This window comes from Thermosynechococcus sp. PKX95 (assembly GCF_031583295.1).
GTDB lineage: Bacteria > Cyanobacteriota > Cyanobacteriia > Thermosynechococcales > Thermosynechococcaceae > Thermosynechococcus.
Map to the genome: position 1 here is coordinate 283,377 of NZ_CP134171.1, position 26,853 is coordinate 310,229.

The following is a 26,853-nucleotide window of genomic DNA, read 5'->3' on the forward strand; positions in this document are numbered from 1 at the left end:
GAACCTGATAAAAAGCGCCGCCAATGAAAGTCTCTTGGAAAACTGTTCTCCTTTGGTCAATCCCCCTACTGCTCATGGGGGTTCTCCTCTGGCAGGGGGCGAGCAACTTTATGCTCAATCAAAGTCAGCCTCCTCTGAATACCGCCAGTACGCGCATGAGCTATGGGCGATTCCTCAACTATTTAGATGCGGGTCGCATTAGTAAAGTGGACATTTTCGATAATGGTCGCACCGCCATTGTGGATGTCTCTGATCCAGAATTGATTAACGGTCGCCCCCTGCGGGTACGGGTAGATATGCCGGGGACGGCTCCAGAAGTCATTAGTAAACTGCGGGAGCAGCACATAGAAATTGATGTCCATCCCGCTCGCAATGATGGTGCCCTGTGGGGACTCTTGGGTAATTTACTCTTCCCCGTCTTGCTCTTGGGGGGACTCTTTTTCCTCTTCCGCCGCTCCAGCAACGTGCCCGGAGGACCAGGTCAGGCGATGAACTTCGGTAAGTCTCGCGCCCGCTTCCAAATGGAGGCCAAAACGGGTGTCATGTTTGACGATGTTGCTGGTGTCGATGAAGCCAAGGAAGAACTACAAGAGGTGGTCACCTTCCTGAAGAAGCCCGAGAAATTTACAGCGGTGGGTGCTCGCATTCCCAAAGGGGTTCTCCTAGTAGGTCCCCCCGGCACGGGGAAAACGATGCTCGCCAAGGCGATCGCGGGTGAGGCAGGGGTACCCTTCTTCTCCATCTCGGGTTCAGAATTTGTCGAGATGTTTGTTGGTGTTGGTGCCTCCCGCGTCCGGGACTTGTTCCGCAAGGCCAAGGAAAATGCTCCCTGTCTCATCTTTATTGATGAAATTGATGCTGTGGGTCGCCAACGCGGGGCTGGCATTGGCGGCGGTAACGATGAGCGGGAGCAAACCCTCAACCAACTGCTGACCGAAATGGATGGCTTTGAGGGGAATACCGGCATCATCGTGATTGCGGCAACCAACCGCCCGGATGTCTTGGATGCGGCTCTCCTGCGTCCGGGTCGTTTTGACCGACAGGTGGTGGTGGATGCGCCGGATATTAAGGGTCGCTTGGCGATTCTCAAGGTGCATGCCCGCAACAAGAAATTGGCGCCCGAAGTTTCCCTTGAGGCGATCGCTCGCCGTACCCCCGGCTTTACGGGTGCCGATTTGGCCAACCTCCTCAATGAAGCGGCGATTCTCACGGCCCGGCGGCGGAAACCCGCCATCACCATGCTGGAAATTGACGATGCCGTGGACCGGGTTGTTGCTGGTATGGAGGGCACACCGCTGATTGACGGCAAGAGCAAGCGCCTCATCGCCTACCACGAAGTGGGTCATGCCATTGTCGGTACCCTCTTGAAGGATCACGATCCTGTGCAAAAAGTGACATTAGTGCCTCGTGGTCAAGCCCGTGGCCTGACTTGGTTCATGCCTTCAGAGGATTCCGGATTGATCTCGCGATCGCAACTGATGGCGCGGATGGCTGGTGCCTTGGGCGGTCGGGCTGCTGAATACGTCGTCTTTGGCGATGCTGAAGTCACGACTGGTGCTGGCAATGACCTGCAGCAAGTGACAGCGATGGCACGGCAAATGGTGACCCGCTTTGGTATGTCAGATCTAGGACCTCTCTCCTTGGAAACCCAAAACGGTGAAGTGTTCTTGGGGCGGGACTTGGTGTCTCGAACAGAATACTCCGAAGAAATTGCGGCTCGCATTGATGCCCAAGTGCGGGAGTTGGTGCAGCACAGCTACGAACTGGCCATCAAGATTATCCGGGACAATCGCGTGGTCATTGACCGCCTCGTCGATCTCCTAGTAGAGAAAGAAACCATTGATGGTGAAGAGTTCCGGCAAATTGTTGCTGAATACACCGTTGTTCCCGATAAAGAGCGCTTTGTACCGCAGCTTTAGATAAGCTAAATTAGTAGATTCAATCGCCCTAACCCCTCTCCCAATGCGGATGAGGGGGATTTTATTTTGACTGCTTTTCCTCTGTAAATTCTATGCTCAACTAAACCGACTTTCATATCAGTTTCCTTGACACCATTTCCACCAGTAAATAGAATGATAATCGTTATTATTTTTAGGTACCCTATGTCCCAGCAATCCCATAACCAGTTGTTAACCGTGCAAAGCAGCCTTGAAAGTATACCCACCTGCGTCTCGACCCAGGTGTCAGATGCTGAGATGGAGCAGGCGGTTCGCACACTCCTCATTGGGCTAGGGGAAAATCCTAATCGCGAAGGCCTGCGGGATACCCCCAAACGGGTTGTTCAAGCCTTGAAGTTTTTAACCAGTGGCTACCGCCAATCCTTGGATGAGTTGCTGAATGGTGCCGTTTTTTACGAAGACACCAATGAGATGGTCTTGGTGCGCGACATCGATCTCTTTAGTTGTTGTGAGCACCATATTCTGCCAATCATTGGGCGAGCCCATGTCGCCTACATTCCCAATGGCAGGGTCATTGGCCTGTCAAAAATTGCCCGCATTTGCGAGATGTATGCGCGGCAGCTACAGGTGCAGGAGCGCCTGACCCAACAAATTGCAAATGCTTTGCAAGGACTCCTGAAACCGCAAGGGGTGGCTGTGGTTGTTGAGGCCACCCATATGTGTATGGTGATGCGAGGCGTACAAAAACCGGGCTCTTGGACGGTCACCAGTTCAATGCAAGGGGTGTTTGCTGAAGATGCCCGCACCCGCCAAGAGTTCCTAGATCTGATCCGCCACCAACCCTCCTTCCGCTAGTCTGATTACCAGACGAGGGGGAGAGGACACCGTTCTGCTACCAGCGGTCGATAACGATCAGCTGAGTGCCGTAGCGCTTGCCCTTGTATGCCATTTGCCAGCGGCACAGACCAAAACCCACGTTGCTGATGGCGCGGGCAAGCCGCTCATTCGCCAGCATCCCCTTGATCCCCACCGCTGGGTTTTCGCGGCAGAGCCGGGGCGTGAGCTTGTGGCAGAAATCGGCTCGGACATTGGCGATGCGAGCATGCAGCCGTGCCAATGCTTCAGAGGACTTCCTGCGGTTGTTGGAAATGGGAAGCTTTTTCCCTTTTGGCAGTCTATCTTTCGGTGCACATCCAGCTGCGATTTTGGCCGACGCCATTTTGCGGCTCAAGCGCCTGCTCCGAATTCTGAGACGACGCAGCGCCCTTTTGAGAGGCTGCGGGGATTCGACGGTCTCACCCTTAGAAAGTGTTACCGCTGCTGTAACACCAAGGTCGACACCGGTTATTTCATCCGCTGTGCGCCAGCGATAAAACTGCGCATCGGGTACTTCCACTTGGATGGCCACATACCAGCGATGTGCTGTAGGGAAGACCGTTGCACCGAGAATCTTGCCGCTAAAGCGCAGTGCCTCAGCCATGGCAACCTCGCCGCTTGGGTAGGCGAATGGTTTTGCCCGAAACACAGAACTGGTTGTTGGCAACATCGAAGCTGTCGCGGCAACGCCCCTTCTTCTCATTCAGCTTCACCTTGCGTCAGTTCCTTTACTAAATTCCTAGGCCAGCTCTTGCTACCTGCCTCAATTATTTTCAGAATTTCTGCCTTTGAGTAAATTCAGCCATTCCTCAACTTGAGCCGCTGCAATTTGCCGGCATCCCAAGCCAAAGGCAAGGGCGATCGCCACCGCAATAGAACCAAAGAGCAAGCCAAAGGCTAAATTGACAATGCTCGTTGCAATGCCCATCTGCTGCAGAGCCATTGCCCCCACAAACGTCATCGTTGCTAGCCGTGCCGCCTGAGCGAGAAAACGCCCTTGGGAGGTGCCAGAACTAGCAACAAGCCGAAATACTAAATTGGCAAAGTACAACCCTACCGCTAAGATCAGCGTTCCGACCAACACCCGACCAATCACCACTACTAGGGCAGTGACAAAAGCACTGAGAGCAGGAATATCCAGTACATCAACGGCAGCGATCGCTCCAAATAACAAAACGCCAACAAAGGCAACGATGCCCATCACTTCTGAGGGCTGTCGCCAGCGCTGCTCGGGTGCCTCCGCAGGCTGAGACTCCTGAGAATCCACCATCGGACGCTCTAGACCTAGCCAGACCAACACTTGATCAAAGCCGATGGTTTGCAGGAAATTGGTAACCGTCTCCGCCACAAAGCGGCCAATTACATAGGCCAGCAGCAGAATAATGGCTGCAGTAAAAATTTTCGGCAATGCCGTCAGCACTTGGTTTAGCATTGCCGTTGCCGGTTCCGTAATGGCCACGATTTGTAGCGCATCAAGGCTAGCGATCGCCGTCGGAATCAAGATTAAGACATAGACAATCGTACCGATGACCGTTGCTAGGGATTCCCCTAAACTGGTTTGCCCTAGACCGAGGCGCTGACCAATGCGCTGAATTCCCATGGCCGTCATTAAGTTAATGACTAAACTGCGGACAATGCGGGCAATAAACCAACCGACAACCGCGATAATCACCGCCTTAAAGACAAAAGGCAGTGCGCCTAGAATATCATTCAAGAGATTTTGTACAGGCTGCAATGAGCCTTGCAGATCAAGCACCCCCAAAATTAGGGGCAGGAAGAAAAGAAAAACAAACCAATAGAGGGTATTTCCCAACATCTCAGCCACAGACATGGTGGCCGGCCCCTCTGAGGAACCATTCCCCTCAGATTCAAGGGGGAGTTGACGATCCAAATTCAAAGAACGGGCAGACTGAGTGACCACCATTTTCGATATAGTTGCTACTACCCAAGCTACATCCGCCAGCAGGATCGCTGCCCCCAGCTTTGGCAGGAAACTAAAAACTTGATTGAGAAACGCATTGAGGGGCTGTGACACTGTCGTCAAGCGCAGGGCATCTAAAAAGGCCACCACCGCCAGCAAAAGAATGACCCAGAAAACTACTGCTGCCAGAATCGCAGTCACTGATATGCTTTGGAGCGACTCATTTCCACCAAAGAATTGGGTCAATCGTTCATCAACCCGCATTCGTTTCAAAACCGAGCGTGTTATCTTTGCCAGAATAGTGGCAACAATCCAGCCAATGAGCAGCAAAGCAACTGCAATAATGACTTGCGCTAAAAGGCTCCCCAAATTGTTGAGATCAAAAGCTGGATTCACTGAATTTTCACCGACAATTTGGGAAGTTTCTTCAGTATTAACTTGAGCCAACAAGCCTTCAATAGGGTTCTTAGATGAAAACCTTAAAATAGCTAGGTTAAATGTATCACGCATTACAACCGTCCTCAATTCAGACACACCCTTATCAATGCAAAATTCAGTCCTAGGATATCTAAAAAGTAGCGTGATGTCATTGAAAAACGTTTTTAGGTACTGAGATATTGAGATATGTTAAAAAATCCTAACTGTGGTCACTAGCAAGGAATCAGTTGGCTCGCTCTAAAACAAGCAGCTACAACTTGTTATCAAACACAAAAATCCCCCACCTAGAGGCAGGGGAGCTGACAAAATTTAACTTAACTTAAGTAGATCAACCGAACTTGGCTGCGGTTGAGGCAATCAGGAAGGCCGCATAGGTCAAGATGTAGCCAACGCTGAAGTGTGCCAGACCCACCAAGCGGGCTTGCACAATCGACAGCGCCACCGGCTTGTCTTTCCAACGCACCAAGTTGGCCAAGGGAGTGCGCTCATGCGCCCACACCAAGGTTTCAATCAGCTCTTGCCAGTAACCACGCCAGCTAATCAGGAACATGAAGCCTGTTGCCCACACAAGGTGACCAAACAGGAACATCCATGCCCACACCGACAGGTTATTGGTGCCGAAGGGGTTGTAGCCATTGATGAGCTGGGAGGAGTTCAACCAGAGGTAATCCCGCAGCCAACCCATGAGGTAGGTGGAGTTTTCGTTGAACTGAGCCACATTGCCTTCCCAGACACCAAGGTGTTTCCAGTGCCAGTAGAAGGTAACCCAGCCAATGGTGTTCAGCATCCAGAACATGGCCAGATAGAAGGCATCCCATGCAGAAATATCGCAGGTACCGCCACGGCCGGGGCCATCGCAGGGGAAGGCATAGCCGAAGTCTTTCTTATCTGGCATCAGTTTGGAGCCACGGGCATCCAACGCACCTTTGACCAAAATCAAGGTGGTGGTGTGCAGACCCAAGGCAATGGCGTGGTGCACCAAGAAGTCCCCAGGGCCAATCGTCAAGAACAGAGAGTTGGTGCCACTGTTGATGGCATCGAGCCAGCCGGGTAGCCAGACATTGCCGTAGTTCGGCCAAGCGGTGCTAGCAATGCTATCGGGGTTCGACAGCAGCGTATCAAAGCCATAGAGCAGTTTGCCATGGGCCGCTTGAATGAACTGAGCAAACACCGGCTCAATGAGGATTTGCTTTTCGGGGGTACCAAAGGCGACCACGACATCGTTGTGGACATAGAGACCCAAGGTGTGGAAGCCCAAGAAGAGGGACACCCAGCTTAGGTGGGAAATGATCGCCTCTTTGTGTTGTAGTACCCGATCCAACACATTGCCTTTGTTTTGGGCTGGATCATAGTCCCGCACCAAGAAGATAGCCCCATGGGCAAAGGCACCCACCATCAAGAAGCCAGCAATGTACTGGTGATGGGTATAGAGGGCAGCCATCGTGGTGTGGTCTTGGGCAATGAAGGCATAGGGTGGCAGCGAGTACATGTGCTGTGCCACCAAGGAGGTGATCACGCCCAAGCAGGCCAAGTGCCAACCCAACTGGAAGTGTAGCGAGTTGTTATAGGTTTCATAAATGCCTTGGTGAGGCATGTTGAAGGGACCTTCCACCTTCGTGCCAAAGAAGTCCTTGGCATCCATCATCTCTTTAATGCTGTGGCCAATCCCAAACTGGGTGCGGTACATGTGACCCGCCACAATAAAGAGCACCGCAATGGCAAGGTGGTGGTGCGCCATATCCGTGAGCCACAGGGACTCCGTTTGGGGATGGAAGCCACCCAAGAAGGTGAGAATCGCCGTTCCAGCACCCTGTGCCGTGCCAAAGATGTGGCTAGCCGTGTCAGGGTTTTGGGCATAGACACCCCAGTTGCCCGTAAAGAAGGGCGCCAAACCAGCGGGGTGGGGCATGGTGCTCAGGAAATTATCCCAGCCCACGTGCTGACCACGGGACTCCGGAATGGCCACGTGAATCAGGTGACCCGCCCAAGCCAAGGAGCTAACGCCAAACAGACCGGCCAAGTGGTGGTTCAACCGCGATTCGGCATTTTTGAACCAAGAGAGGCTAGGACGGAATTTGGGTTGTAGGTGCAGCCAGCCGGCAAAGAGAGCCAGCGAAGCCAGAATCAGCAGGAAGATGGCACCTTGGTAGAGGTCACCGTTGGTGCGCATACCGATGGTGTACCACCAGTGATAGACACCGGAGTAGGCAATGTCCACAGGGTTAGCAGCCCCCGCTTGGGTAAAGGCATCCACTGCGGCTTTGCCAAATTGAGGATCCCAGATCGCATGGGCGATGGGACGGGTGTTGACAGGGTCTTGAATCCATTGTTCAAAGTTCCCCTGCCACGCAACGTGGAATAGGCTACCAGACACCCACAGGAAGATGATGGCCAGATGCCCAAAGTGGGAGGCAAAAATCTTCTGGTAAAGATTTTCCTCGGTCATGCCATCGTGGCTTTCGAAGTCGTGAGCCATGGCGATGGCGTACCAAATCCGGCGTGTGGTCGGATCCTGTGCGAGGTCTTGGCTAAACTTCGGAAATTTAGTTGCCATAGTTGGTTATCTCCTCCTCGCCCCTATCCTACAGAAATAATCCGAGCTAGGAAGAATGCCCAAGTAGTGGCAATCCCCCCTAGGAGGTAATGGGCTACACCGACGGCACGGCCTTGAATAATGCTCAGGGCACGGGGCTGAATGGCCGGTGCAACTTTCAGCTTGTTGTGGGCCCAAACAATGGACTCAATCAGCTCTTGCCAGTAGCCACGACCACTGAAGAGGAACATGAGGCTGAAGGCCCAAATGAAGTGAGCACCCAAGAACAACAAACCATAGGCGGATAGGGCTGAACCATAGGAGCCAATCACCTGAGAAGCTTGTGCCCACAGGAAGTCCCGTAGCCAGCCATTGATGGTGATGGCACTTTGGGCAAAGTTACCGCCCGTGATGTGAGATACCGTGCCATCGGGAGCAACAGTACCCCAGACATCCGACTGCATCTTCCAACTGAAGTGGAAAATCACAACAGAGATGCAGTTGTACATCCAGAACAGACCCAAGAAGACGTGATCCCAACCGGAGACTTGGCAGGTACCGCCACGACCGGGACCATCGCAGGGGAAGCGGAAGCCCAAGTTGGCTTTATCGGGAATGAGGCGAGAGCTGCGGGCAAAGAGGACGCCCTTCAGCAGAATCAGCACTGTCACGTGGATGGTGAAAGCGTGAATATGGTGCACCATGAAATCGGCCGTTCCCAGAACAATGGGCATCATGGCGACTTTGCCACCGACAGCAACCACATCACCACCAAAGGCAACACTAGCGGTCGCTGCTGCATTGGGAGCCGTACCACCGGGGGCTAGGGTGTGTAGGTGTTGTACCCATTGGGCAAAGACAGGCTGAAGCTGAATGCCAGTGTCGGAGAACATATCTTGGGGACGACCAAAGGCACGCATCGTGTCGTTGTGGACGTACAGACCAAAGCTGTGGAAGCCCAAGAAGATGCACACCCAGTTGAGGTGGGAAATGATGGCATCGCGATGGCGCAGTACCCGATCCAGAACGTTGTTTTGATTCATGGCCGGATCGTAATCACGCACCATGAAGATGGCACCGTGGGCAGCACCACCCACAATCAGGAAGCCGCCAATCCACATGTGGTGGGTAAACAGCGACAGTTGGGTTGGATAGTCGGTGGCCAAGTAAGGATAGGGGGGCATTGCATACATGTGCTGCGCCACAATAATGCTCAGCGAACCCATCATGGCTAGGTTGATCGCCAGTTGGGCATGCCAAGAGGTGGTCAGCACTTCGTACAGACCTTTGTGGCCGGCACCGGTGAAGGGGCCTTTGTGGGCTTCAAGAATCTCTTTGAGGCTGTGGCCAATCCCCCAATTGGTGCGGTACATGTGACCGGCAATGATGAAAAGGACAGCGATCGCCACGTGATGGTGAGCCGTATCCGACAGCCACAGGCCACCAGTAACAGGGTTCAAGCCGCCGTTAAAGGTCAGGAAATCCGAGTAGGCAGCCCAATTAAGGGTGAAGAAGGGAATGACGCCACTCAAAAAACCCCAATCCACTTTGGGATATAGGTCGGCCATCAAGCTGGGGTTAAGGATAAACTCGTGGGGCAAGGGAATATCCTTAGCAGCAACCCCTGCATCCAAGAGTTTGTTGATGGGTAGCGAGACGTGGATCTGGTGACCTGCCCAAGCCAAAGACCCCAAGCCAAGCAAGCCGGCGAGGTGGTGGTTGAGCATGGATTCCACGTTTTGGAACCATTCCAGCTTAGGAGCGCGCTTGTGATAGTGGAACCAGCCTGCAAAGAGCATTAAGCCAGCCATGACCAAGCCACCGATTGCGGTGCAGTAAAGCTGGAACTCATTGGTGATCCCAGAGGCACGCCACAGTTGGAATAGCCCCGAGGTGATTTGGATGCCGTGGAAACCACCGCCGACATCACCATTGAGAATGCCTTGACCCACAATGGGCCAGACCACTTGAGCACTGGGCTTGATACCGGTGGGATCGGCCAGCCAAGCCTCATAGTTTGAGAATTTTGCACCGTGGAAGTACATCCCACTCAGCCAGATGAACACCACAGCCAGATGGCCGAAGTGTGCACTGAAGATCTTGCGGGAAATATCTTCAAGGTCGCTCGTGTGTGTATCAAAATCGTGGGCAAGAGCGTGGAGGTTCCAAATCCATGTGGTGGTTTGGGGTCCTCTGGCCAAGGTGCGGTCAAAATGCCCGGGTTTTGCCCATTTTTCAAACGATGTGGGCACCGGGTCATTGTCAACCACGACTCTGACCTTTGGCTCTCGCTCCGGTGGACTGATGGTCATCGAGTCTCTCCTCTCTCTTAGGCAAGGAAGGAACGAGGGCATTCACCTCGGCAATATAGAAAGATCTTTAGATCAATGATTGTGAAGAATCGTGAATCTAAAGACCCAGAATGGAACGATAAAGCCCGTTCAGGAGGCGAATGCTCAATTCAGCATTATAGAAGGGGAGTACAGACTTTGCCGATAATTAACATTATTTAAGATGCTTGAATTCTTGACATGATTGTGGGGGTATAAATGCATAATATATGCGCTATCATATCCATTGATTTAATACAGGTGGCCGTGGCTCAATTCCCTGTAGAATCGGCTTTTGGGGCGATCGCCCCCGACATGTAAATTGTTTTAAGTTTTATGACAAAAGTGATTATTTGTACCACTGATGCGCCTAGGCCGGTCGGCCCCTATAGCCAAGCCGTGCGGCAAGGGGAATGGGTCTTTCTCGCAGGGCAAATTGCCCTTGATCCAAAAACGGGTGAGATTGTTGGTGGCGAAGATGTCAAGGAGCAAACCCGCCAAGTGATGGATAATCTCAGTGCTGTCCTCAAGGCCGCCGGTAGCGATTGGTCACAGGTGGTGAAAACAACCGTGTATCTTGCAGACCTCAATGACTTCGCCGCCATGAATGAAATCTATGCTCAGTACATGGATGCTGAGACAGCGCCTGCCCGTGCCTGTGTGGAAGTATCGCGCCTGCCGAAGGGAGCCAAGGTCGAAATTGACTGCATTGCCTACTGTCCTACAACGGCCTAACGGCAATCACCGAGGCACGGAAATTATACTCTTTGCCCTCTAATTCTACGGGCGTTCCCACTTTGATGGCCATATTCCCTAGCACCGGGCCATTGTTCGTGATTTGGCCTCGGCCTTCGAGGGTCAGGAGCAAGTTGCTACTGTAGGCCATCTCTGGGCGGGGATCTGGCAGCGCTTTAACCGACCCATCGGGCTGGGAAACAGTAACTGTGCGCGGCAGAACCTGGACATTTTTCACAGTAATTTGGCCGTAGGGCTGGTTGCGAATAATAAAGTTGGCGGTACTGCTCTTGGGAATTAGGTCTTGGGGAGTGGGAGTACTCAGACCCAGAACGAGAACATCTACTTCAATAGGTTGGGCAGCGGTCATTTGTGCCAACGAGGTGCCCGATCGCCCCGGCAGGAGGAACAAGCCCGCCAAAACGCACAGGAGAACAAGCCCTGCCCCAAGGTCTAGAAGACTCAGTTTGCCAAAAAGACGGCCATAGCGATCAATGAGTTTCATCGGCACTCTAGCTTAAACCCGCAGCAACATCCTACCACACGGGTTCTCCCTAACCGGCTTGCCAAACCCAGAGTTCCCCTTGGGTGCCCCCGGCGGCTAAATACGATCCCTTGGGGTGCCAAGCAAGAGTTGTGAAGTATTCTTGGGCACCTTGCAGTAACTCCTGCGGTTGAGTTTGCTGCCAATAACACAGCCATCCCTCATCGCCACTGGACACGAAGCCTTGACCTTGGGGATGAATAGAGAGGGCGCGCACAGTGCCACGGTGCAGATCCAGCACTTGGGGTTGCCAGCCGCTTGCATCCTCGCTGAGGCGCCAGAGGATAATCCCCTCTTGGGAACTGCTCAGGAGCTGGGGGGCTTGGTTGGCGGTTTCCAACCAGTGAAGATGCCGCACTTTACCGGGAAAGCCCTGCATGTGCCACGGATACTGATCGCCCCAACGCCAGACAAAAAGGGTGTGATCCATGTTGCTGGCCGCGAAATATTCCCCTGTGGCGGACCAAGCTACGCCCACTGTCGCAGACATAAACCCTAATTCTTGGGGATCGGCATCCCAATCTTTAGCCGACCACACCCGCACACCGCCATAACCGGCAACGGCCAAAGCATCACCCGTAGGTTGCCAAGCCAAAGCGAGCACTGACGAGGCCGCAAAATCAAGGGTGGCAATGACATCGGCTTGAGCCGCATCCCAAATCTGGACGTAATGACCAAGACTAAAAGCAACCCAAGGCAATGTGGGATGCCAAGCCAGTTGATCAATCCAGTGGGAACCGTAGTGGAGCACCTGAAGATTCTCAGGGTGAGCTAAGGAACCCATGAGTACCCGTCCCTGCTCTCCCGCCGCTGCCCACCACTGGCGATCGCTGGCCACCGCGAGGATCGTTAAGCTTTGATCGGTCGCCGTTTGCAAGATGAGTTGCTCACCCACCTCTGGATCAATGTGATAGACCTCTCCTGCGGCGGAAGCGGCCAACAGATGGCGATCGCCCCACGCCAAGGCGGTGACGTACTCTTGAAGTTGGGTTTGTCCTAGTGGGATCAGAGAATTCACCAGTCACGCCCCTAGTGGAGGGTGTCGAAATAGATCTGAATGCCGACAATCATGGCAAACATGAGGACAATAAACAAGCTGATGATCAGCCAGTGCCCCGCCACATTCACGTCAAAGATCTCACCATAAATGCCGTAGAGCCGGTCAATAATGCCTTCCGCTTGGCCAATGGCTTTTTCCCGCTTCAGCATCCAGTTAGAATACCGTTCCTGCCAAATCTGCAGATCATCCTTGTAGTTGGTCATCTCCTCTTGGAAGGTGGCAAAGGCGGCTGGGGTGGTTGGCGTTGCTGGTTCCGTGGGCTTTTGCGGTTCGGCCTCATCAAGGGCTGGGGTGTAGTAGCCACGAACCCCCGGGAAGTAGCAGGTCTTAAAGAGTTGGGCACCCGTGCAACGACAGCTTTCGGGGGGATGGGTTTCATTGGGTTTCGTCCAGCAGGGATCCAAAGCGACATCCTTGCCCACTTTTGTAATTGTGACAAAGGCTTCAAAGGGCCACTTGGTTAAGGTAAAGACATTCATGACTTGGCCAATCGGATTCATCTGGGAGGGGGCAATAATCCCGCCCCCAAATGTGACTTGGGGAATAATAAAGAGAATTAACAACAGGGGGGCGATCGCTGTATTGGGTGACAGTGCCGACACCAACAGCCCCATCATCATGCCACTGAAGGAGGCCAAGAACATCGTCAGCCATAACTGCACTTGAGTGAGGCTATCGCCGGGAAAATCAATGGCAATGTTTTTGAATAGGAGAAAGGCCGAGGCCTGATAAAGTGACAGCAATAGCGCCACCGTTGTCTTAGAAAAGACATAGGCACCAATTTTCAGTCCTACGAGGTGTTCGCGGCGGTAAATCTCTCGCTCTTTGGCGATTTCGCGCATCGTAGTTAAATTACCCACCATCACCGCCACCAAGGCTGTGGCAAAGAGCATCGTAATCGCTGAGGCGGCATCCCCCTTGCGAATATCAAACAGGTGGCGATCCCAAACTATCAAGTCCAGTAAACCAATAAAGAAAGGGATCGAGAAATTCAAAATTAAGCTGACGCGATCGCGCATTAAAACGGCTGCTTCCCGCTGCAACAGGATCAGGTACTGCCGTAAGCCTGAGACAGGGTGGTACTGGGGAATTTTGCTGGCACGTTTCCCTTGGGCATCTGGCGTGCGTCCCTGATCGAGGTGGCAGACTACTGCCTTCTGGCGATCGAGAACATAGGTTTTGTACTGTTTCGACTGCAAATATAACTGCTGCCATTCTTCAGGGCTGCGCTCGCGCTCAACCAAGGGATAAATGTCATTAAAGGACTTGACACCAAAGTAGTCAGGAGCTTCATTGGGGAGGCCAAAATAGGCAATGCGACCGCCAGCGGCGAGAAACAAGACCAAATTACATAGCTTGATATTTTCTGTGACGTGAGTAATCAGGACAACAGTACAGCCACCATTGGCTAAGCGCCGCAATAGGGTCATGACATCTGCCTCGGTACCCGGATCCAGACCCGAAGTGGCCTCATCGAGAAAGAACAAACTGGGTTTGGTAATTAACTCAACACCTATGGAGACCCGCTTCAGTTGGCCGCCACTGAGATTTTTGATTGGCACATCCCGCCGTTGGCTCAGCCCCAAAATCTGCATCACCTCTTCCACGCGGCTGTGGCGTTCAGTAGGTGTAATATCAGCTGGCATCCGCAATTGGGCGGCAAAGTCGAGGGCTTCCTCAACGGTGAGTTCCTTGTGGACGATGTCTTCCTGAGGCACATAGGCAAACTGAGAGCGGTAGGCATCAAAGTTGTGGTAGAGATCGTTGCCATTCACCAGAACCGTGCCACTGGAGGCGGGGTTAAATCCCGTCAACGCCCGCAATAGGGTCGATTTGCCACACCCACTGACGCCAGCAATGACCACAAATTCACGGGGCAAAATGGATAGGGAGACATCGTGGAGGAGCTTTTTATTCCCTTTGACGACTTTCTCTAGGCCAAAGGCATCAAGGCGAATACTGCCCGTTTCATTATCAACGGTGATCGTTTCGTCAACATTGATTTGCAGGAGATAGGGGCCGATGCGAATTTTGTCGCCAATTCGTAGGGCATGGGGTTTGGTGAGGCGCTTGCCATTGCAAAAGACACCGTTGGAGGAATTGAGGTCTGTAATGACAATGGAGGTGCCTTGACGTTCAATCTTGGCATGGTGGCGGGAGACTTGGGGGTGATCAATTTGAATGTCATTGTCGTCACCCCGACCAATCCGCAGAACCGTCTTGCCCTGAAAGCTAATGGCTTTTTGCAGAAACTGAGCTTGGCTTTCACGGAAGGTGATCTTGACGTTGACACCGATGTAGAAGGTATCCTCGTCCTTGAGGTCTTTTTCCTTGATGGGGCGATCGCCATAGACCAGACCGAGCTTACTGTCCAAGTCACGGATGCGATAGCCAGTGTCCGTCTTAACAATTTCAAAGTGATGCCGCGAAATGGTCGGATAGGAAATCACAATTTCGTTGTGGGGCGATCGCCCTACCCGTACCGTGGGTTGCAAGAGTGGAAACTCCTCGACGGAAGCGGGCGTACTAATTTGCAGAAAGGGGGATGATTCTTGATCCGAGGCTAAAACCGTTGCCTCATTGCTATGGGATGCCATGGGACACAGGCTCAACACACCGACGGTTCCCCTTCACGATAACAAGTGCCCTTGAGTCTTGGGGAAGGCCTAGACTAAACCGTTACGAAGTGCAACAACCGCCGCCTGCACACGGTCATCCACCGCCAACTTGTTCAAAATACCCCGCACATGGGTCTTGATAGTATTTGGACTGAGAAACAGCTTACTGGCAATTTCAGGGTTACTATAGCCTTCCACCATCAGCTTCAGGACATCCAGTTCCCGCTGCGACAGGTGATAGTCCATTGTCGGTTGGGGCGGATGCAGGTGCTGGATCACATGGCGGGCAATCTGGGGATCAAGGTAGGTGGCTCCCTCTTGGGCAGCAGCGATCGCCATCAGTAATCGCTCAACGGTTTCTCCCTTGATACAGTAGGCATCGGCACCACTAGAAAGGGCAGCAACAGCTTCAAGAGCCGATTGGTGGGAGGTAAGCATCACCACATGAATGTCAGGAAATTCTCGCTTCAGCCGTTGGGTGGCGGCAATCCCGTCTAGCCTTGGTAGGCCAATGTCCATAATGACCACTTGCGGCTGCAACTGCCGTGTCATATCAATGGCGCCATAGCCATCTTCGGCATAACCCACCACAGCAAACTGCTCTCCTAGGGCTTGTCCTAGCCCCAGTTGCATCATTGGATCATCTTCCACAATCAGGAGCCGCAGCTTGGGTGCCATGGTGGGCGGGGAAGTGCATTAACCGAGACCCGGAACGTTCAAGCCACCTGTTAACTCTTCCATCCGTTCCCGCATGGTAGCGGTGGATTTTTGGTAGGCATCGCGCATGGCGGCGGTCACCAAATCAGAGAGCACTTCAGCCCCTTCACTCAGGAGATCTGGGCTGATTTCGACGCGGCGGGGTTCTTGGGTACCACTCATAATCACTTTGACGGCACCCCCCGCTGCTTGACCCTCAATGTCCATTTTTTCGAGGTCTTCTTGCAGCTTCTTGGCGCCTTCTTGAACTTGTTGTGCTTTCTGGATGGCTGCGGCCAGCTCCTTCATTTTGCCAAGACCGAAGCCAAAACCCTGTCCCTGTGCCATAGTGTTCCTTCTATACAGTGCGGACTATTGACTGCTATCTTATCACTGTCTTGAGAAGGGATTAGCGCGCTGCACGGGCAAGGGCATTGTAGAGACCATTGAGGACGGGAGGGGAAGGGAGGGGGGGCGAGTTCTCAAAAATTTGCATTGGCGTCAGGTTAGGTCGGCCATAGAAGCGGGTACTGGCACTACGATCAAAACTAATATTGGCGCCCTCAAGGGCAACGCCGGCAAACAGACCCGCACTGCGTGTGTAGGAAAAGACTTGGGGACTCGGATCTGTAGGACTGACGACTTCGCCACCCACAGGGCCTGCCGCAACGGAGACATTGCCCCCTAGACGAAAGGACTGCGCCAAGCTGCGCATGACGACGGATTTATCCATGAAGGCCAGCACCACATCCGTGGATTGGGCACCAATTTGCAGGCCAAAGCTCCCGCCGGTCATTGTGATAAAGGCGGGCTTACTCCATTCATTATTTTCATTGCGCACAAGCAGAATACCGGCGCCACGGCGGCCCCCAAAGAGAAAGCCCGCTTGAACGACATTGGGAATAATGGCAATTCCTTGAGCGCGCTGGACAATCCTCGGTGGAATGCGGTTGTTGTTGTTAAATGTAAACTCGCCAAGGACAAATGTGGCATTCTCGACCCGTTGCACCATGCGAGAATCAGGGGCATTTTGGGCAAGGGTGGTATGGGGGATGAAAATCAGGGCGATCGCCCCTACAATTGCAGCGCCGGCTCGGTGAAATCGTGCCATAAGAAAACTCAATTCCATCGCAATTCCTCTTATTTGTGCGTCAATGTATTGTTAGACGAGCCAACCTTACCTGCCTGTTCCCTGACCTGTCATGCCTTGGTTGGTAGTAACAAACCTGAAGAAAACCTGTTTTTTGATTTTCTGCAACCGATTTCCGGCATCTGTTGTTAAAACGGATGTGGCAGAATGTAAAGGGTTTTGCCTGCACTAGTGATTCATACCTAGTTCGTTTTCCCAAGCAGGCAGCTCTCATGGAAAGTTAGGTGGCACGCATGGAACCCCTGTATCAATACGCTTGGCTGATTCCCGTTTTACCCCTCTTGGGAGCGCTGATTGTTGGCTTTGGCTTGATTGCCTTTTCAGAGACCACCTCGAAACTGCGGCGACCCAGTGCCATTTTCATCATGGCGTTGATGGCGATCGCCATGGTGCATTCTCTGATCCTTTTCTGGAGTCAAGTCCAAGGCCACGCCCCCTATACGCAAATGATTGAATGGGCAGCGGCGGGCAATCTCCACATTGCCATGGGATACGTGATTGACCCCTTAGCGGCATTGATGTTGGTCATCGTCACAACGGTGGCCTTTTTAGTCATGCTCTACAGCGATGGCTACATGGCTCATGATGCGGGCTATGTTCGCTTTTTTGCCTATCTCAGCCTGTTTGGCTCCTCGATGCTGGGGTTGGTGGTCAGTCCCAACTTGGTGCAGGTCTATATCTTTTGGGAATTGGTGGGGATGTGCTCCTACCTGCTGATTGGCTTCTGGTATGACCGCAAAAGCGCGGCGGAAGCAGCACAGAAGGCATTTGTTACCAACCGTGTCGGTGATTTTGGCCTTTTGTTGGGCATGGTGGGGCTATTTTGGGCGACGGGTACCTTTGACTTTGGTGGCATGGGCGATCGCCTGACGGAACTGGTCAATACCGGCCTACTTTCCCCTAGTCTTGCCGCCATTCTTGCCATCTTGGTCTTTCTCGGTCCTGTGGCCAAATCTGCCCAGTTGCCCCTGCATGTGTGGCTGCCGGATGCGATGGAAGGTCCGACCCCCATTTCTGCTCTGATTCACGCGGCAACCATGGTGGCAGCCGGGGTCTTCCTGATTGCGCGGATGTTCCCTGTGTTTGAGCAATTGCCCCAAGTGATGACGATCATTGCTTGGACGGGGGCCTTTACGGCCTTTATGGGGGCAACCATTGCCATCACCCAAAACGACATCAAAAAGAGCTTGGCCTATTCAACCATTTCCCAACTGGGCTATATGGTCATGGGGATGGGCGTAGGTGCCTACAGTGCTGGCCTTTTTCACCTGATGACCCATGCCTACTTCAAAGCGATGCTCTTTCTTGGATCGGGGTCAGTCATCCACAGCATGGAAGGGGTGGTTGGCCATAACCCAGACTTGGCTCAAGATATGCGCTACATGGGGGGTCTGCGCAAGTACATGCCGATTACGGGGGCAACATTTCTAGTGGGGTGCTTGGCCATTTCTGGCGTGCCTCCCTTTGCTGGCTTTTGGTCAAAGGATGAAATTTTAGGCGCGGTTTTTCATGCCAACCCGGCAATGTGGCTGCTGACGTGGCTCACGGCGGGCTTAACCGCCTTTTACATGTTCCGCATGTACTTCATGACCTTTGAGGGCAAGTTCCGTAATGTGCCCCCAGAGTTACAGGAGCACTATGATCACAATGCCCACCACGATCAGCACGCTGCTGAACCCCATGAATCTCCTTGGACAATGACCCTACCCTTGGTGGTGCTAGCGATTCCCTCGACGTTGATTGGTTTTGTGGGTACCCCCTTCAACAATCTCTTTGAGGCCTTTATCCATGCTCCCGGTGAGGAGATGGTGGCGGAGCACGCGGTGGATTTGACAGAGTTTCTCATCCTTGGCGGTAGCTCTGTGGGCATTGGCCTGCTTGGCATTACCTTGGCCTCCCTGATGTATCTCAAGGGCACTCCCAGTCCGCAGGCGATCGCCAAAGCCATTCAACCGCTGTACCAGTTCTCACTGCATAAGTGGTATTTCGATGAACTCTATGAAGCGGTCTTCATTAAAGGCTGTCGTCGCTTGGCGCGTCAGGTCTTGGAAGTGGATTACAACGTGGTGGATGGCGTGGTCAACCTCACGGGCTTTGTCACGATGGTCACCGGTGAAGGACTGAAATACTTCCAAAATGGCCGTGCCCAATTCTACGCCCTCATTGTGCTGCTGGCGGTGTTGGGATTTGTCATCTTCTCGGTGCAAGCCTAACCCCGGTCATGGTTCTTTCCCAACTGCTGGAGGAGTAAACACGACTGCCATGAGTACGTTTCCTTGGCTGACAACGATTATCCTGTTCCCAATTGTGGCTTCCTTGGCGATTCCCTTCATTCCAGATGCCACAGGCAAAGGACGCCCAATCCGCTGGTATGCCCTGACGGTGGGGTTGATTGACTTTGCCTTGATTGTCTATGCCTTCACGAATTTCTATGACCTGAACACCCCCGGCATGCAACTGTGGGAAAGCTATGACTGGATTCCCGAAATTGGCCTGCGCTGGTCAGTGGGGGCAGATGGCCTCTCGATGCCGCTGATTTTACTCACGGGCTTTATTACCACGCTGGCGATTTTGGCGGCTTGGCCAGTGACCCTGAAGCCGCGACTGTTTTATTTCTTAATGCTGGCGATGTATGGTGGCCAGATTGCCGTTTTTGCCGTGCAGGATATGCTGGTCTTTTTCCTTGCGTGGGAACTGGAGCTGATTCCGGTGTACCTGCTACTGGCCATTTGGGGGGGGCACAAGCGTCAATACGCGGCAACAAAGTTCATTCTCTACACGGCTGGTAGCTCCCTCTTTATTTTGGTGGCGGGTTTGGCCATGGCCTTCTATGGCGACACGATTAGCTTTGATATGCAGACCTTGGCGGCCAAGGACTATGCCATTGGGTTTCAACTGCTGGTTTATGCCGGCTTTTTGGTGGCCTACGGCGTCAAGCTGCCGATTGTCCCCCTGCACACGTGGTTGCCGGATGCCCACGGTGAAGCAACAGCGCCGGTGCACATGCTGCTGGCGGGGATTCTCCTGAAGATGGGCGGCTATGCCCTGATTCGCATGAATGTCGATATGCTGCCGGCAGCCCATGCCAAGTTTGCCCCCGTTTTGGTGATTTTGGGGGTGGTCAACATCATCTATGCGGCGCTGACTTCCTACGCGCAGCGCAATCTCAAGCGCAAAATTGCCTACTCCTCGATTTCCCACATGGGCTTTGTGCTGATTGGGATTGCCTCGTTTACCAATTTGGGCATGAGTGGGGCAATGCTACAAATGGTCTCCCACGGCTTGATTGGGGCGAGTCTCTTCTTTTTGGTGGGTGCCACCTATGACCGTACCCACACGCTGATCCTTGAGGAAATGGGCGGTGTTGGCCAGAAAATGAAGAAGATCTTTGCCATGTTTACGGCCTGCTCCTTGGCCTCCCTTGCCCTGCCGGGGATGAGTGGCTTTGTGGCTGAACTCATGGTCTTTATTGGCTTTGCCACTAGTGATGCCTATTCGTTGCCCTTCCGCGTGATTGTGGTCTTTTTGGCGGCAGTGGGGGTGATCTTGACACCGATTTACCTGCTGTCGATGCTGCGGGAAATTTTCTACGGCCCTGAAAACAAGGAACTGGTGGAGCATGAAGCCCTTGTGGATGCTGAACCCCGCGAGGTGTTTATCATTGCCTGTCTTTTGGTACCAATTATTGGCATTGGCCTCTATCCCAAGCTATTGACGCAAATTTACGATGCCACCACGGGGCAGGTGATTGCGCGAGCGCGGGAAGTGGTACCGACACTGGCTCAGCAGGTGGATCAACCCTTAGGGACACTGGTGGCACCGAGCCTGAACTCAAAGACTAAATGAGTTGGCTACAAGATTGGGTACTGGGGGAGTGGAGCTGGCTGCGCTTGGGGCGATCGGCACTCCTGATTTATCTGATCATTGCGGTCTATCTCTACTTTGGCGCCGATGCCCTGATCTTCCATCCACCCCGTCCTACCTACTCCCTTTCTGAGGAGATCCGGCTGATTCCAGTGGGGCAGGGCGATCGCCTTGCGGTGCGGTATGTTGCCAACCCAGACGCTCACTTTACGCTGCTGTTTAGTCACGGCAATGGGGAAGACCTCGGCATGGTGGAACCCTTTCTACAGACGCTGCGGCAGTGGGGGTTTTCCGTCCTCGCCTACGACTATCGTGGCTACGGCTTGAGTTCGGGTCGCCCTAGTGAGCGTCATGCCTACGTAGATGCTTTGGCAGCCTATACCTATCTCACAGAGGAACTGCGAGTCCCCCCAGAGCGGGTGATTCTCTATGGCCGTTCCCTTGGCGGTGGGGTGGCGACGGAACTGGCAACACAGGTTGCAATTGCGGGGTTGGTCTTAGAAAGTACCTTTACTTCAATCTTTCGGGTGGTGGTACCTTTCCCGTTATTTCCCTTTGATCGCTTTATCAACCGAGATAAACTGCCGCAAGTCAAGGTGCCGCTGTTGATTCTCCACGGTACTGCCGATAGCATCGTGCCCTTTCGTCATGGCCAATACCTTTTTGCCATTGCCCGTGAGCCAAAATTTTCCCTCTGGGTCGAGGGTGCCGATCACAATGATTTTGTTGAGGTGGCGGGCGATCGCCTGCGGATAGCGTTAGAGGAATTTGCTGCTTTTCTGAAGGCACAATCTGCCTAGGGTGTTTATTAAGGGAAAGCTGATGTTCCCAGTAAGGGACAGTTGTTGAGGTACGCTGAGATCGTAGCGCGAAAAGATTTTCTTATGGATGCTTTGGCTCTTTGGCAGCATTACCAAGACTGGTTGTACTACCACCCTGAGTTAGAGTTCTATGTGGATGTCAGTCGTATGGGGCTGACCCTAGAAGTGGTACGTCGCCTAGAGCCAGCTTTTGAGCGCGCCTTTCAGCAAATGAAGGAATTGGAAGCAGGGGCGATCTCCAACCCCGATGAGGGCCGCATGGTGGGGCACTACTGGCTGCGGGATGCCGATTTGGCACCAACTCCAGAACTGCGTGCCGAAATTCGCGATGCCATTGCCCAAGTGAAGCAGTTTAGCCAGCAAGTCCACAGTGGCGCCATTGCTCCACCCCAAGGGGGTCGCTTTACCGAGATTCTCTCCATTGGCATTGGGGGGTCTGCCCTAGGTCCGCAGTTTGCGGCGGCTGCCCTTGCCCCTGTGAATCCGCCCCTGAACATTCACTTTTTGGACAACACCGACCCTGCCGGGTTTGAGCGGGTTTTTGCGGAACTAGGCGATCGCCTGCGGACGACATTGGTGATTGTCATTTCCAAATCGGGGGGGACACCGGAAACCCGCAATGGCATGCTAGAAGCCCAAGCCCGCTTCCAACGTGCCGGCCTTGCCTTTGCCGATCACGCCGTCGCCGTCACCCTGCCGGGCAGTGGCCTTGCCCAAGTGGCGGAGTCCAACGGTTGGCTGGCCATTTTCCCGATGTTTGACTGGGTGGGGGGGCGCACCTCGGAACTGTCAACGGTGGGTCTATTGCCCGCTGCCCTGCAAGGGATTGACATTGATGCCCTCCTCGCGGGAGCAAAATTGATGGATCAGGCAACCCGCGTGCCGAAGATTCGCCAAAATCCCGCTGCCCTACTCGCCTTGGCTTGGCACCATGCGGGCAATGGTCGGGGTGAAAAAGATATGGTTGTCCTGCCCTACAAAGATAGTCTGCTCCTGTTTAGCCGCTACTTGCAGCAGTTGGTAATGGAGTCCCTCGGCAAGGAAAAAGACCTCGACGGCAACATTGTCCACCAAGGGATTGCGGTCTATGGCAACAAGGGAACCACGGATCAGCATGCCTATGTGCAGCAGTTGCGGGATGGCCTACCTAACTTCTTTGTCACGTTTATTGAGGTGCTGCGGGATGGCCAAGAACCCGCCATTGACGTGGAGCCGGGGATTACTGCGGGGGATTACCTCAGTGGCCTACTCCTCGGCACCCGCCAAGCTCTCTATGAAAAGAATCGCCCCTCCCTGACGGTGACGATTCCGGACGTGACCCCGAAAACCGTGGGTGCCTTGATTGCCCTCTATGAACGAGCGGTGGGTCTTTATGGCTTCTTGGTGAATATCAATGCCTACCATCAGCCGGGGGTGGAAGCGGGGAAAAAAGCAGCGGCGGCCAACTTGGCGTTGCAACGGCAGATTGTTAAAGTCTTAGAACAAAGTGATGAACCCCTAGACTTGCAGGCGATCGCCGACGCTGTGAATGCGCCGGATCAACTGGAGCGGATTTACCTGATCCTACGGCACCTTGTGGCCAACGATCGCGGCATCGAGCAACTGGGGGATCCAGGGCAGCCAAGTCAATTGCAGTTTCGGTGGCAACGCTAATGCAGCGGCGGCAATTTTGTCAGGGGTTGTTTGCCTTGGGGGCGATCGCCCTCAGTGGTTGTCAAGCCACTGCCAATACAGGACTCACCGTCTATTTACTGCGAAAATCCTTACCCCCCCAATTGATTCAGCGCTTTCGTCAACAGGCCGGCGTGGGACTTCAGCTGCGGCTGCGGGAAACCCCCCAAGAGTTAGCCAACACCTTTGCAGCGGGAATCCTCGGGTCAGCCGTCCTCAGTCTCGGGGATGCTTGGATAGCTCAGGCCGTGGCGCAGCGACAGATTGCCCCTATTCCCAAACCACTGATTCAAAACCGGTGGGACTGGGCTGAACCGTGGCAGCCATTACTGCAACTCATTGGCAAAGACGATGCTCTCTGGGGTCTGCCCTATCGCTGGGGGGCAACAGTCCTCATTTATCGCCGCCAGTTCTTTGCCGATTTGGGCTGGGAACCCACAGATTGGGATGTCCTATGGCATCCAAGCGTTCAAGGCCACTATAGCCTGTTAAATCAGCCGCGGGAAGTGATTGGGTTGACGCTGAAATCCCTAGGGCTATCCTACAATGCCCCACCCACCCACCCCGAATTACGGCAACGCTTGCAGCGTCTCCGCCAAGGATGTCGTTTTTTTAGTTCTGACGCCTACCTGCAGCCACTGATGCTGGGCAGTACACAATTAGCAGTGGGTTGGTCAACGGATGTACTGCCGCTGCTGAAGCGAGATCCGCAGACCTATGCCGCCGTGTTTCCCGCCAGTGGGACAGCGCTGTGGGTGGATTTGTGGGTCTGTGGCCAAAACCCCGATGCGGCAGCCTTGGCTTGGTTGAACTACTGGTGGCAACCGGAAGTTGCTGAGCAACTCAGCCAGTTTAGTGATGCTCCCTCGCCGCTGGTGAGCGATTTAAGACGCACTCTCTTGCATCGCTATATTCCCCTAGCGACTCCCACCGCCTTTGCCAAGAGTGAACTCCTGCTCCCCCTCGATGTGGCTGCCCAAAAACGCTATGACACCCTTTGGCAGGAAATGTTTTTGCCCCTCTCCTAAGTGTGCCGCGGTTGCCTTGAACCACCTAGGATTTCTGCCACATAGGCGAGGGCTTGGGGGCGATCGCGAATTTCTCCCCGCGCTTGGGCCGCTTCCACAGCTCGCAACAATTCACCCACACGCGGCCCCGGCGAGACCTGAAACACTTCTACCAGATCGGCACCCCGCACCAATTGGGGGGGATGGGCAATGGCATCCTTGGGGTCTAACCACCCTTTGACCAAGGGCACTAGATGCGCTTTGGGGATGCCCCGGCTCAGGGCAAGGGCAACAAAGGCTGGAAAATAGCTACCCGCCGCGCGGAATAGATAGAAGGCTTGCTCGCGGTTCAGGGGGTGTTCGAGGGGGACTAGCCAGTGGTTGAGCAATCGGCACAGGACTTGGACAATGCGGATTTCATCGGTGGTGTAGGTGAGGGCAGTTAGTTCCTCGGCCGCTTGGCGATCGCTGGCATTCACGAGGCAGGTGAGCTTGGCCAAAGCCACTAGGGTTCGCCGTTGGGGTTCGCCGGGGGCAGTTGTTGCGGCAATAGATGTCGTTAGCGCCGGCCAAAGGGCTGGGAAGGGAAAATTCCCTAGGGTGGATTCAAGGGCATGGTAGTGGGTAATCCGCTCCTCGGTGACCGACGGCAGCCACACCGCCAACACGCCATCGCGAAAAGCAAGGGTGAGATAGGGGGCACTCTCAAGGGCACTGAGAAAATAACTGAGTTCCACCCGCACCCGTTCTGGGGCGACTCGTCGCAGTTGGGGGGCAAGGGTTTGGATCACCTGCCGCGTTTCGGGCGTAATCGTAAATTGCAGTTGGGCGGCTTGGCGATAGGCGCGTAGGAGTCGCAGGGGATCAGCAGCGAGATTTTCTGGTGCGACATAGTGAATTTGGCGGCGTTGCAAATCCAAAAGGCCACCGAGGGGATCGACAATGTGGTGGTGGTGAATGTCGTAGGCAATGGCATTGAGGCGAAAATCGCGATCGCTCAAATCGGTCAAGAGGGTTTCTCCGTGCCGCTGGGCAATATCCACCGTTGTATTAGCAAAGACTAAGCGGGCAATCTGCCGCTGCCGATCCAAAACCACTAAACCAGCCTTGTACTTATCCGCCAGTTTTTGGGTCAGGGCAATCGCATCCCTCGGCACAATAAAATCCAAGTCGGGGCACGAATTGATCCGGCCTAGGAGCGCATCCCGCACCGCTCCCCCCACGAGGTAGGTATCGGCCGGTAAATCACTGACCGCGATCGGCCAGCGACTAAAATCAAAGGGTTGAAGGGCGACCATTAGAGCTGGTTGAGAGCGATCGCTTGCCCCCCAAGGGTGACCCTCAAGTTTTCCCCCTGCACACAGACGAGCCCTGCGGCGGTTTCAATGGTGAGGCAGTTATTTTCAAATTTGAGTAAGCCGTTCCAAGGCGGGACTGCTGGGGCAGAGGTGGTGGGCAATCCAGACGGGACACTTTCTAGCCAAATCAGCGAGGCATCCCCAGAAAAGTGGCGATCGCCCATCGCCGTTTTGATTATCAGACCACCGCCCGCCGACGGTGAAAAGGCAATATCGCAAATGGGCTGCCACTCCTTGCCCACCAACAGTTGCAATTGCTGTGGCTCCTGAGGTGTGGCAGTGGACTTGAGCAGTAACCACCAAGTTTTCCAAAGTTGCCGTGCCGTTCCCCAACGCACCACCTGTCCCGACGGAATGGCGACCTGTTCGTAGTGCCACGCCGGTACGGGTTCACTGACGTATTGTGTGGGCAAGAAGGAATGGGCTTGGAGGACACTGGCCACCACATCGGCAAAGGGCGCCTCGGCAAAAAGGGTTACTTTTTCATTGGCCACACTCTCACCTTCTACCACCGCCACCACCGTTTCCGTGACCGTGCGCAATTGATAGCAGTGATTGCCGAGGCTAACCACCTTCAAATCAGCACTTTGGTAGGTACTGGGCAGGGGGTGTTGTTGCAGGATCAGCATTTGAATCACCTGCTCATTCGTCCACTCAATCACGGTGGTTTCGTTCGCAGTGGCCATTGGCTTAGCCATTGGCGTTGGGGCGGGCAACGGAACCTCTTCCATTTCCCCAGCCTCAAAGACCACTTCGCCATTGGGCAGGATAGTTCCTGAGAGCTTGGCTTCCTCTAAGTCTTGGCGGCGGGCGATCGCCCCGGTCAGATCCGCCTCTGACAGATCTGCCCCCACCACATTTGTATCCTTCAGATTACTGTCGTGGAGCACCGCCCCCTTGAGGATGGCCCCACTGAGCACCGCCTGCTGTAAATTGGCGCGTGAGAGGTAGGCACCCACTAGGATGGCGCCACTGAGCATGGCTTCCTGCAAGTTGGCATCGGTCAGATTAGCACCACTCAGATCTGCACCAATCAGATTTGCCCCCCGCAGATTGGCATTGGCCAAGTTGGCCTTGATCAAATCCGCTCCACTCCAGTTGATGCCCTGAAGATCCGCCCCCGCTAGATCCACATGGCTCAGTTGCACCAGAGGGAACACACTGCCCGCCAAATTCACACCCCGGAAATTCCGCACCCCACGGGCAAATTCGCTTAACAAGGTTTCAAGGGTAATTGCTTTGCTCATAGCCGCTCACTAGCAGGGCACCACAGAGTTTTTCAAGCCCACTGCTATAGCTATTCTAGGTCTTGATTCCCATCCAGAGGAGCCAG

At 53.9% G+C, this 26,853-nt stretch carries 20 protein-coding genes; 8 read left to right on the top strand and 12 right to left on the bottom strand.

All coding sequences use genetic code 11. The annotated features are described in order from the left end of the window. Positions 1-23: 23 nt before the first annotated feature. Both ftsH2 and folE read left to right on the top strand, forming a co-directional pair. A complete protein-coding gene (gene ftsH2 / locus RHH81_RS01275; protein ID WP_206200729.1) occupies positions 24-1,919 on the top strand; it encodes an ATP-dependent zinc metalloprotease FtsH2 in 1,896 nt (631 codons plus the stop codon). 183 nt (positions 1,920-2,102) lie between these two features. After that, positions 2,103-2,753 (top strand): GTP cyclohydrolase I FolE, encoded by a 651-nt coding sequence (folE, locus tag RHH81_RS01280; protein WP_315863391.1) that lies wholly within the window; start codon positions 2,103-2,105, stop codon positions 2,751-2,753. Positions 2,754-2,790: 37 nt separating this feature from the next. On the opposite strand, the gene RHH81_RS01285 is transcribed toward folE, so the two are convergent. The 4 genes from RHH81_RS01285 to psaA all read right to left on the bottom strand — a co-directional run bounded on the left by RHH81_RS01285 (position 2,791) and on the right by psaA (position 9,918). Next, positions 2,791-3,444, bottom strand: coding sequence for a transposase (locus RHH81_RS01285; protein ID WP_310744305.1), 654 nt, complete (start codon positions 3,442-3,444; stop codon positions 2,791-2,793). A 93-nt stretch (positions 3,445-3,537) separates the two neighbouring features. Continuing rightward, positions 3,538-5,205: a mechanosensitive ion channel gene (locus RHH81_RS01290; protein ID WP_206200732.1), complete on the bottom strand. Its 1,668-nt coding sequence runs from the start codon at positions 5,203-5,205 to the stop codon at positions 3,538-3,540. 256 nt (positions 5,206-5,461) lie between these two features. Further along, positions 5,462-7,687 carry a photosystem I core protein PsaB gene (gene psaB / locus RHH81_RS01295; protein WP_206200733.1) on the bottom strand — a complete coding sequence of 742 codons (2,226 nt, stop codon included), beginning with the start codon at positions 7,685-7,687 and terminating at the stop codon, positions 5,462-5,464. Between the two features lie 23 nt (positions 7,688-7,710). Further along, a complete protein-coding gene (psaA, locus tag RHH81_RS01300; protein WP_399364942.1) occupies positions 7,711-9,918 on the bottom strand; it encodes a photosystem I core protein PsaA in 2,208 nt (735 codons plus the stop codon). A gap of 414 nt (positions 9,919-10,332) precedes the next feature. On the opposite strand from psaA, the gene RHH81_RS01305 reads away from it, so the two are divergent. Next, a complete protein-coding gene (locus tag RHH81_RS01305; protein WP_302678649.1) occupies positions 10,333-10,731 on the top strand; it encodes a RidA family protein in 399 nt (132 codons plus the stop codon). On the opposite strand, the gene RHH81_RS01310 is transcribed toward RHH81_RS01305, so the two are convergent. The 6 genes from RHH81_RS01310 to RHH81_RS01335 form a co-directional block, all read right to left on the bottom strand. After that, complete coding sequence (locus RHH81_RS01310) at positions 10,718-11,236, bottom strand: DUF4330 domain-containing protein (protein ID WP_206200736.1); 519 nt, start codon at positions 11,234-11,236, stop codon at positions 10,718-10,720. The two genes, RHH81_RS01305 and RHH81_RS01310, sit on opposite strands and share 14 nt — an antisense overlap. 49 nt (positions 11,237-11,285) lie before the next feature. Beyond that, entirely contained in the window at positions 11,286-12,293 is a 1,008-nt protein-coding gene (locus RHH81_RS01315; protein ID WP_225901612.1) for a WD40 repeat domain-containing protein, read from the bottom strand. A gap of 11 nt (positions 12,294-12,304) precedes the next feature. After that, a complete protein-coding gene (locus tag RHH81_RS01320) occupies positions 12,305-14,932 on the bottom strand; it encodes an FHA domain-containing protein (RefSeq protein WP_206200737.1) in 2,628 nt (875 codons plus the stop codon). 69 nt (positions 14,933-15,001) lie between these two features. Further along, entirely contained in the window at positions 15,002-15,631 is a 630-nt protein-coding gene (locus tag RHH81_RS01325) for a response regulator transcription factor (protein WP_302677081.1), read from the bottom strand. Between the two features lie 18 nt (positions 15,632-15,649). Further along, on the bottom strand, positions 15,650-15,997 hold the full coding sequence (locus tag RHH81_RS01330) for a YbaB/EbfC family nucleoid-associated protein (protein WP_206200739.1): 348 nt from the start codon (positions 15,995-15,997) through the stop codon (positions 15,650-15,652). A gap of 61 nt (positions 15,998-16,058) precedes the next feature. Then, a complete protein-coding gene (locus tag RHH81_RS01335) occupies positions 16,059-16,760 on the bottom strand; it encodes a lipid-binding SYLF domain-containing protein (protein WP_310743264.1) in 702 nt (233 codons plus the stop codon). 272 nt (positions 16,761-17,032) lie between these two features. On the opposite strand from RHH81_RS01335, the gene RHH81_RS01340 reads away from it, so the two are divergent. The 5 genes from RHH81_RS01340 (at position 17,033) to RHH81_RS01360 (ending at position 24,183) form a co-directional block, all read left to right on the top strand. Next, the gene (locus RHH81_RS01340; protein ID WP_310743265.1) at positions 17,033-19,012 is read left to right on the top strand and encodes an NAD(P)H-quinone oxidoreductase subunit 5; all 1,980 of its coding nucleotides are present in this window, start codon (positions 17,033-17,035) and stop codon (positions 19,010-19,012) included. A gap of 49 nt (positions 19,013-19,061) precedes the next feature. Beyond that, complete coding sequence (gene ndhD1, locus RHH81_RS01345; RefSeq protein ID WP_206200741.1) at positions 19,062-20,645, top strand: photosynthetic/respiratory NAD(P)H-quinone oxidoreductase subunit D1; 1,584 nt, start codon at positions 19,062-19,064, stop codon at positions 20,643-20,645. Then, complete coding sequence (locus RHH81_RS01350; protein ID WP_310743266.1) at positions 20,642-21,463, top strand: alpha/beta hydrolase; 822 nt, start codon at positions 20,642-20,644, stop codon at positions 21,461-21,463. Before ndhD1 ends, RHH81_RS01350 begins: the two co-directional genes overlap by 4 nt. 84 nt (positions 21,464-21,547) lie before the next feature. Next, the gene (locus RHH81_RS01355) at positions 21,548-23,137 is read left to right on the top strand and encodes a glucose-6-phosphate isomerase (RefSeq protein WP_310453157.1); all 1,590 of its coding nucleotides are present in this window, start codon (positions 21,548-21,550) and stop codon (positions 23,135-23,137) included. Further along, positions 23,137-24,183 (top strand): extracellular solute-binding protein, encoded by a 1,047-nt coding sequence (locus RHH81_RS01360; RefSeq protein ID WP_286625878.1) that lies wholly within the window; start codon positions 23,137-23,139, stop codon positions 24,181-24,183. Before RHH81_RS01355 ends, RHH81_RS01360 begins: the two co-directional genes overlap by 1 nt. Here the strand turns inward: RHH81_RS01360 and RHH81_RS01365 are convergent. Both RHH81_RS01365 and RHH81_RS01370 read right to left on the bottom strand, forming a co-directional pair. After that, positions 24,180-25,460, bottom strand: a complete 1,281-nt coding sequence (locus RHH81_RS01365) for a CCA tRNA nucleotidyltransferase (RefSeq protein ID WP_310743267.1) — start codon at positions 25,458-25,460, stop codon at positions 24,180-24,182. The two genes, RHH81_RS01360 and RHH81_RS01365, sit on opposite strands and share 4 nt — an antisense overlap. Next, on the bottom strand, positions 25,460-26,767 hold the full coding sequence (locus tag RHH81_RS01370; RefSeq protein ID WP_206200746.1) for a pentapeptide repeat-containing protein: 1,308 nt from the start codon (positions 26,765-26,767) through the stop codon (positions 25,460-25,462). Before RHH81_RS01370 ends, RHH81_RS01365 begins: the two co-directional genes overlap by 1 nt. Positions 26,768-26,853 lie beyond the last annotated feature (86 nt).

What these genes read in the sequence shown, in the direction of transcription:
- RHH81_RS01365 (WP_310743267.1), bottom strand. Translation starts at nt 25,460, where the DNA reads ATGGTCGCCCTTCAACCCTTTGATTTTAGTCGCTGGCCGATCGCGGTC.
- RHH81_RS01290 (WP_206200732.1), bottom strand. Translation starts at nt 5,205, where the DNA reads ATGCGTGATACATTTAACCTAGCTATTTTAAGGTTTTCATCTAAGAAC.
- RHH81_RS01355 (WP_310453157.1), top strand. Translation starts at nt 21,548, where the DNA reads ATGGATGCTTTGGCTCTTTGGCAGCATTACCAAGACTGGTTGTACTAC.
- RHH81_RS01370 (WP_206200746.1), bottom strand. Translation starts at nt 26,767, where the DNA reads ATGAGCAAAGCAATTACCCTTGAAACCTTGTTAAGCGAATTTGCCCGT.
- RHH81_RS01325 (WP_302677081.1), bottom strand. Translation starts at nt 15,631, where the DNA reads ATGGCACCCAAGCTGCGGCTCCTGATTGTGGAAGATGATCCAATGATG.
- RHH81_RS01330 (WP_206200739.1), bottom strand. Translation starts at nt 15,997, where the DNA reads ATGGCACAGGGACAGGGTTTTGGCTTCGGTCTTGGCAAAATGAAGGAG.
- ftsH2 (WP_206200729.1), top strand. Translation starts at nt 24, where the DNA reads ATGAAAGTCTCTTGGAAAACTGTTCTCCTTTGGTCAATCCCCCTACTG.
- RHH81_RS01285 (WP_310744305.1), bottom strand. Translation starts at nt 3,444, where the DNA reads ATGTTGCCAACAACCAGTTCTGTGTTTCGGGCAAAACCATTCGCCTAC.
- ndhD1 (WP_206200741.1), top strand. Translation starts at nt 19,062, where the DNA reads ATGAGTACGTTTCCTTGGCTGACAACGATTATCCTGTTCCCAATTGTG.
- psaB (WP_206200733.1), bottom strand. Translation starts at nt 7,687, where the DNA reads ATGGCAACTAAATTTCCGAAGTTTAGCCAAGACCTCGCACAGGATCCG.
- RHH81_RS01335 (WP_310743264.1), bottom strand. Translation starts at nt 16,760, where the DNA reads ATGGCACGATTTCACCGAGCCGGCGCTGCAATTGTAGGGGCGATCGCC.
- RHH81_RS01310 (WP_206200736.1), bottom strand. Translation starts at nt 11,236, where the DNA reads ATGAAACTCATTGATCGCTATGGCCGTCTTTTTGGCAAACTGAGTCTT.
- RHH81_RS01340 (WP_310743265.1), top strand. Translation starts at nt 17,033, where the DNA reads ATGGAACCCCTGTATCAATACGCTTGGCTGATTCCCGTTTTACCCCTC.
- RHH81_RS01350 (WP_310743266.1), top strand. Translation starts at nt 20,642, where the DNA reads ATGAGTTGGCTACAAGATTGGGTACTGGGGGAGTGGAGCTGGCTGCGC.
- RHH81_RS01360 (WP_286625878.1), top strand. Translation starts at nt 23,137, where the DNA reads ATGCAGCGGCGGCAATTTTGTCAGGGGTTGTTTGCCTTGGGGGCGATC.
- folE (WP_315863391.1), top strand. Translation starts at nt 2,103, where the DNA reads ATGTCCCAGCAATCCCATAACCAGTTGTTAACCGTGCAAAGCAGCCTT.
- RHH81_RS01305 (WP_302678649.1), top strand. Translation starts at nt 10,333, where the DNA reads ATGACAAAAGTGATTATTTGTACCACTGATGCGCCTAGGCCGGTCGGC.
- RHH81_RS01320 (WP_206200737.1), bottom strand. Translation starts at nt 14,932, where the DNA reads ATGGCATCCCATAGCAATGAGGCAACGGTTTTAGCCTCGGATCAAGAA.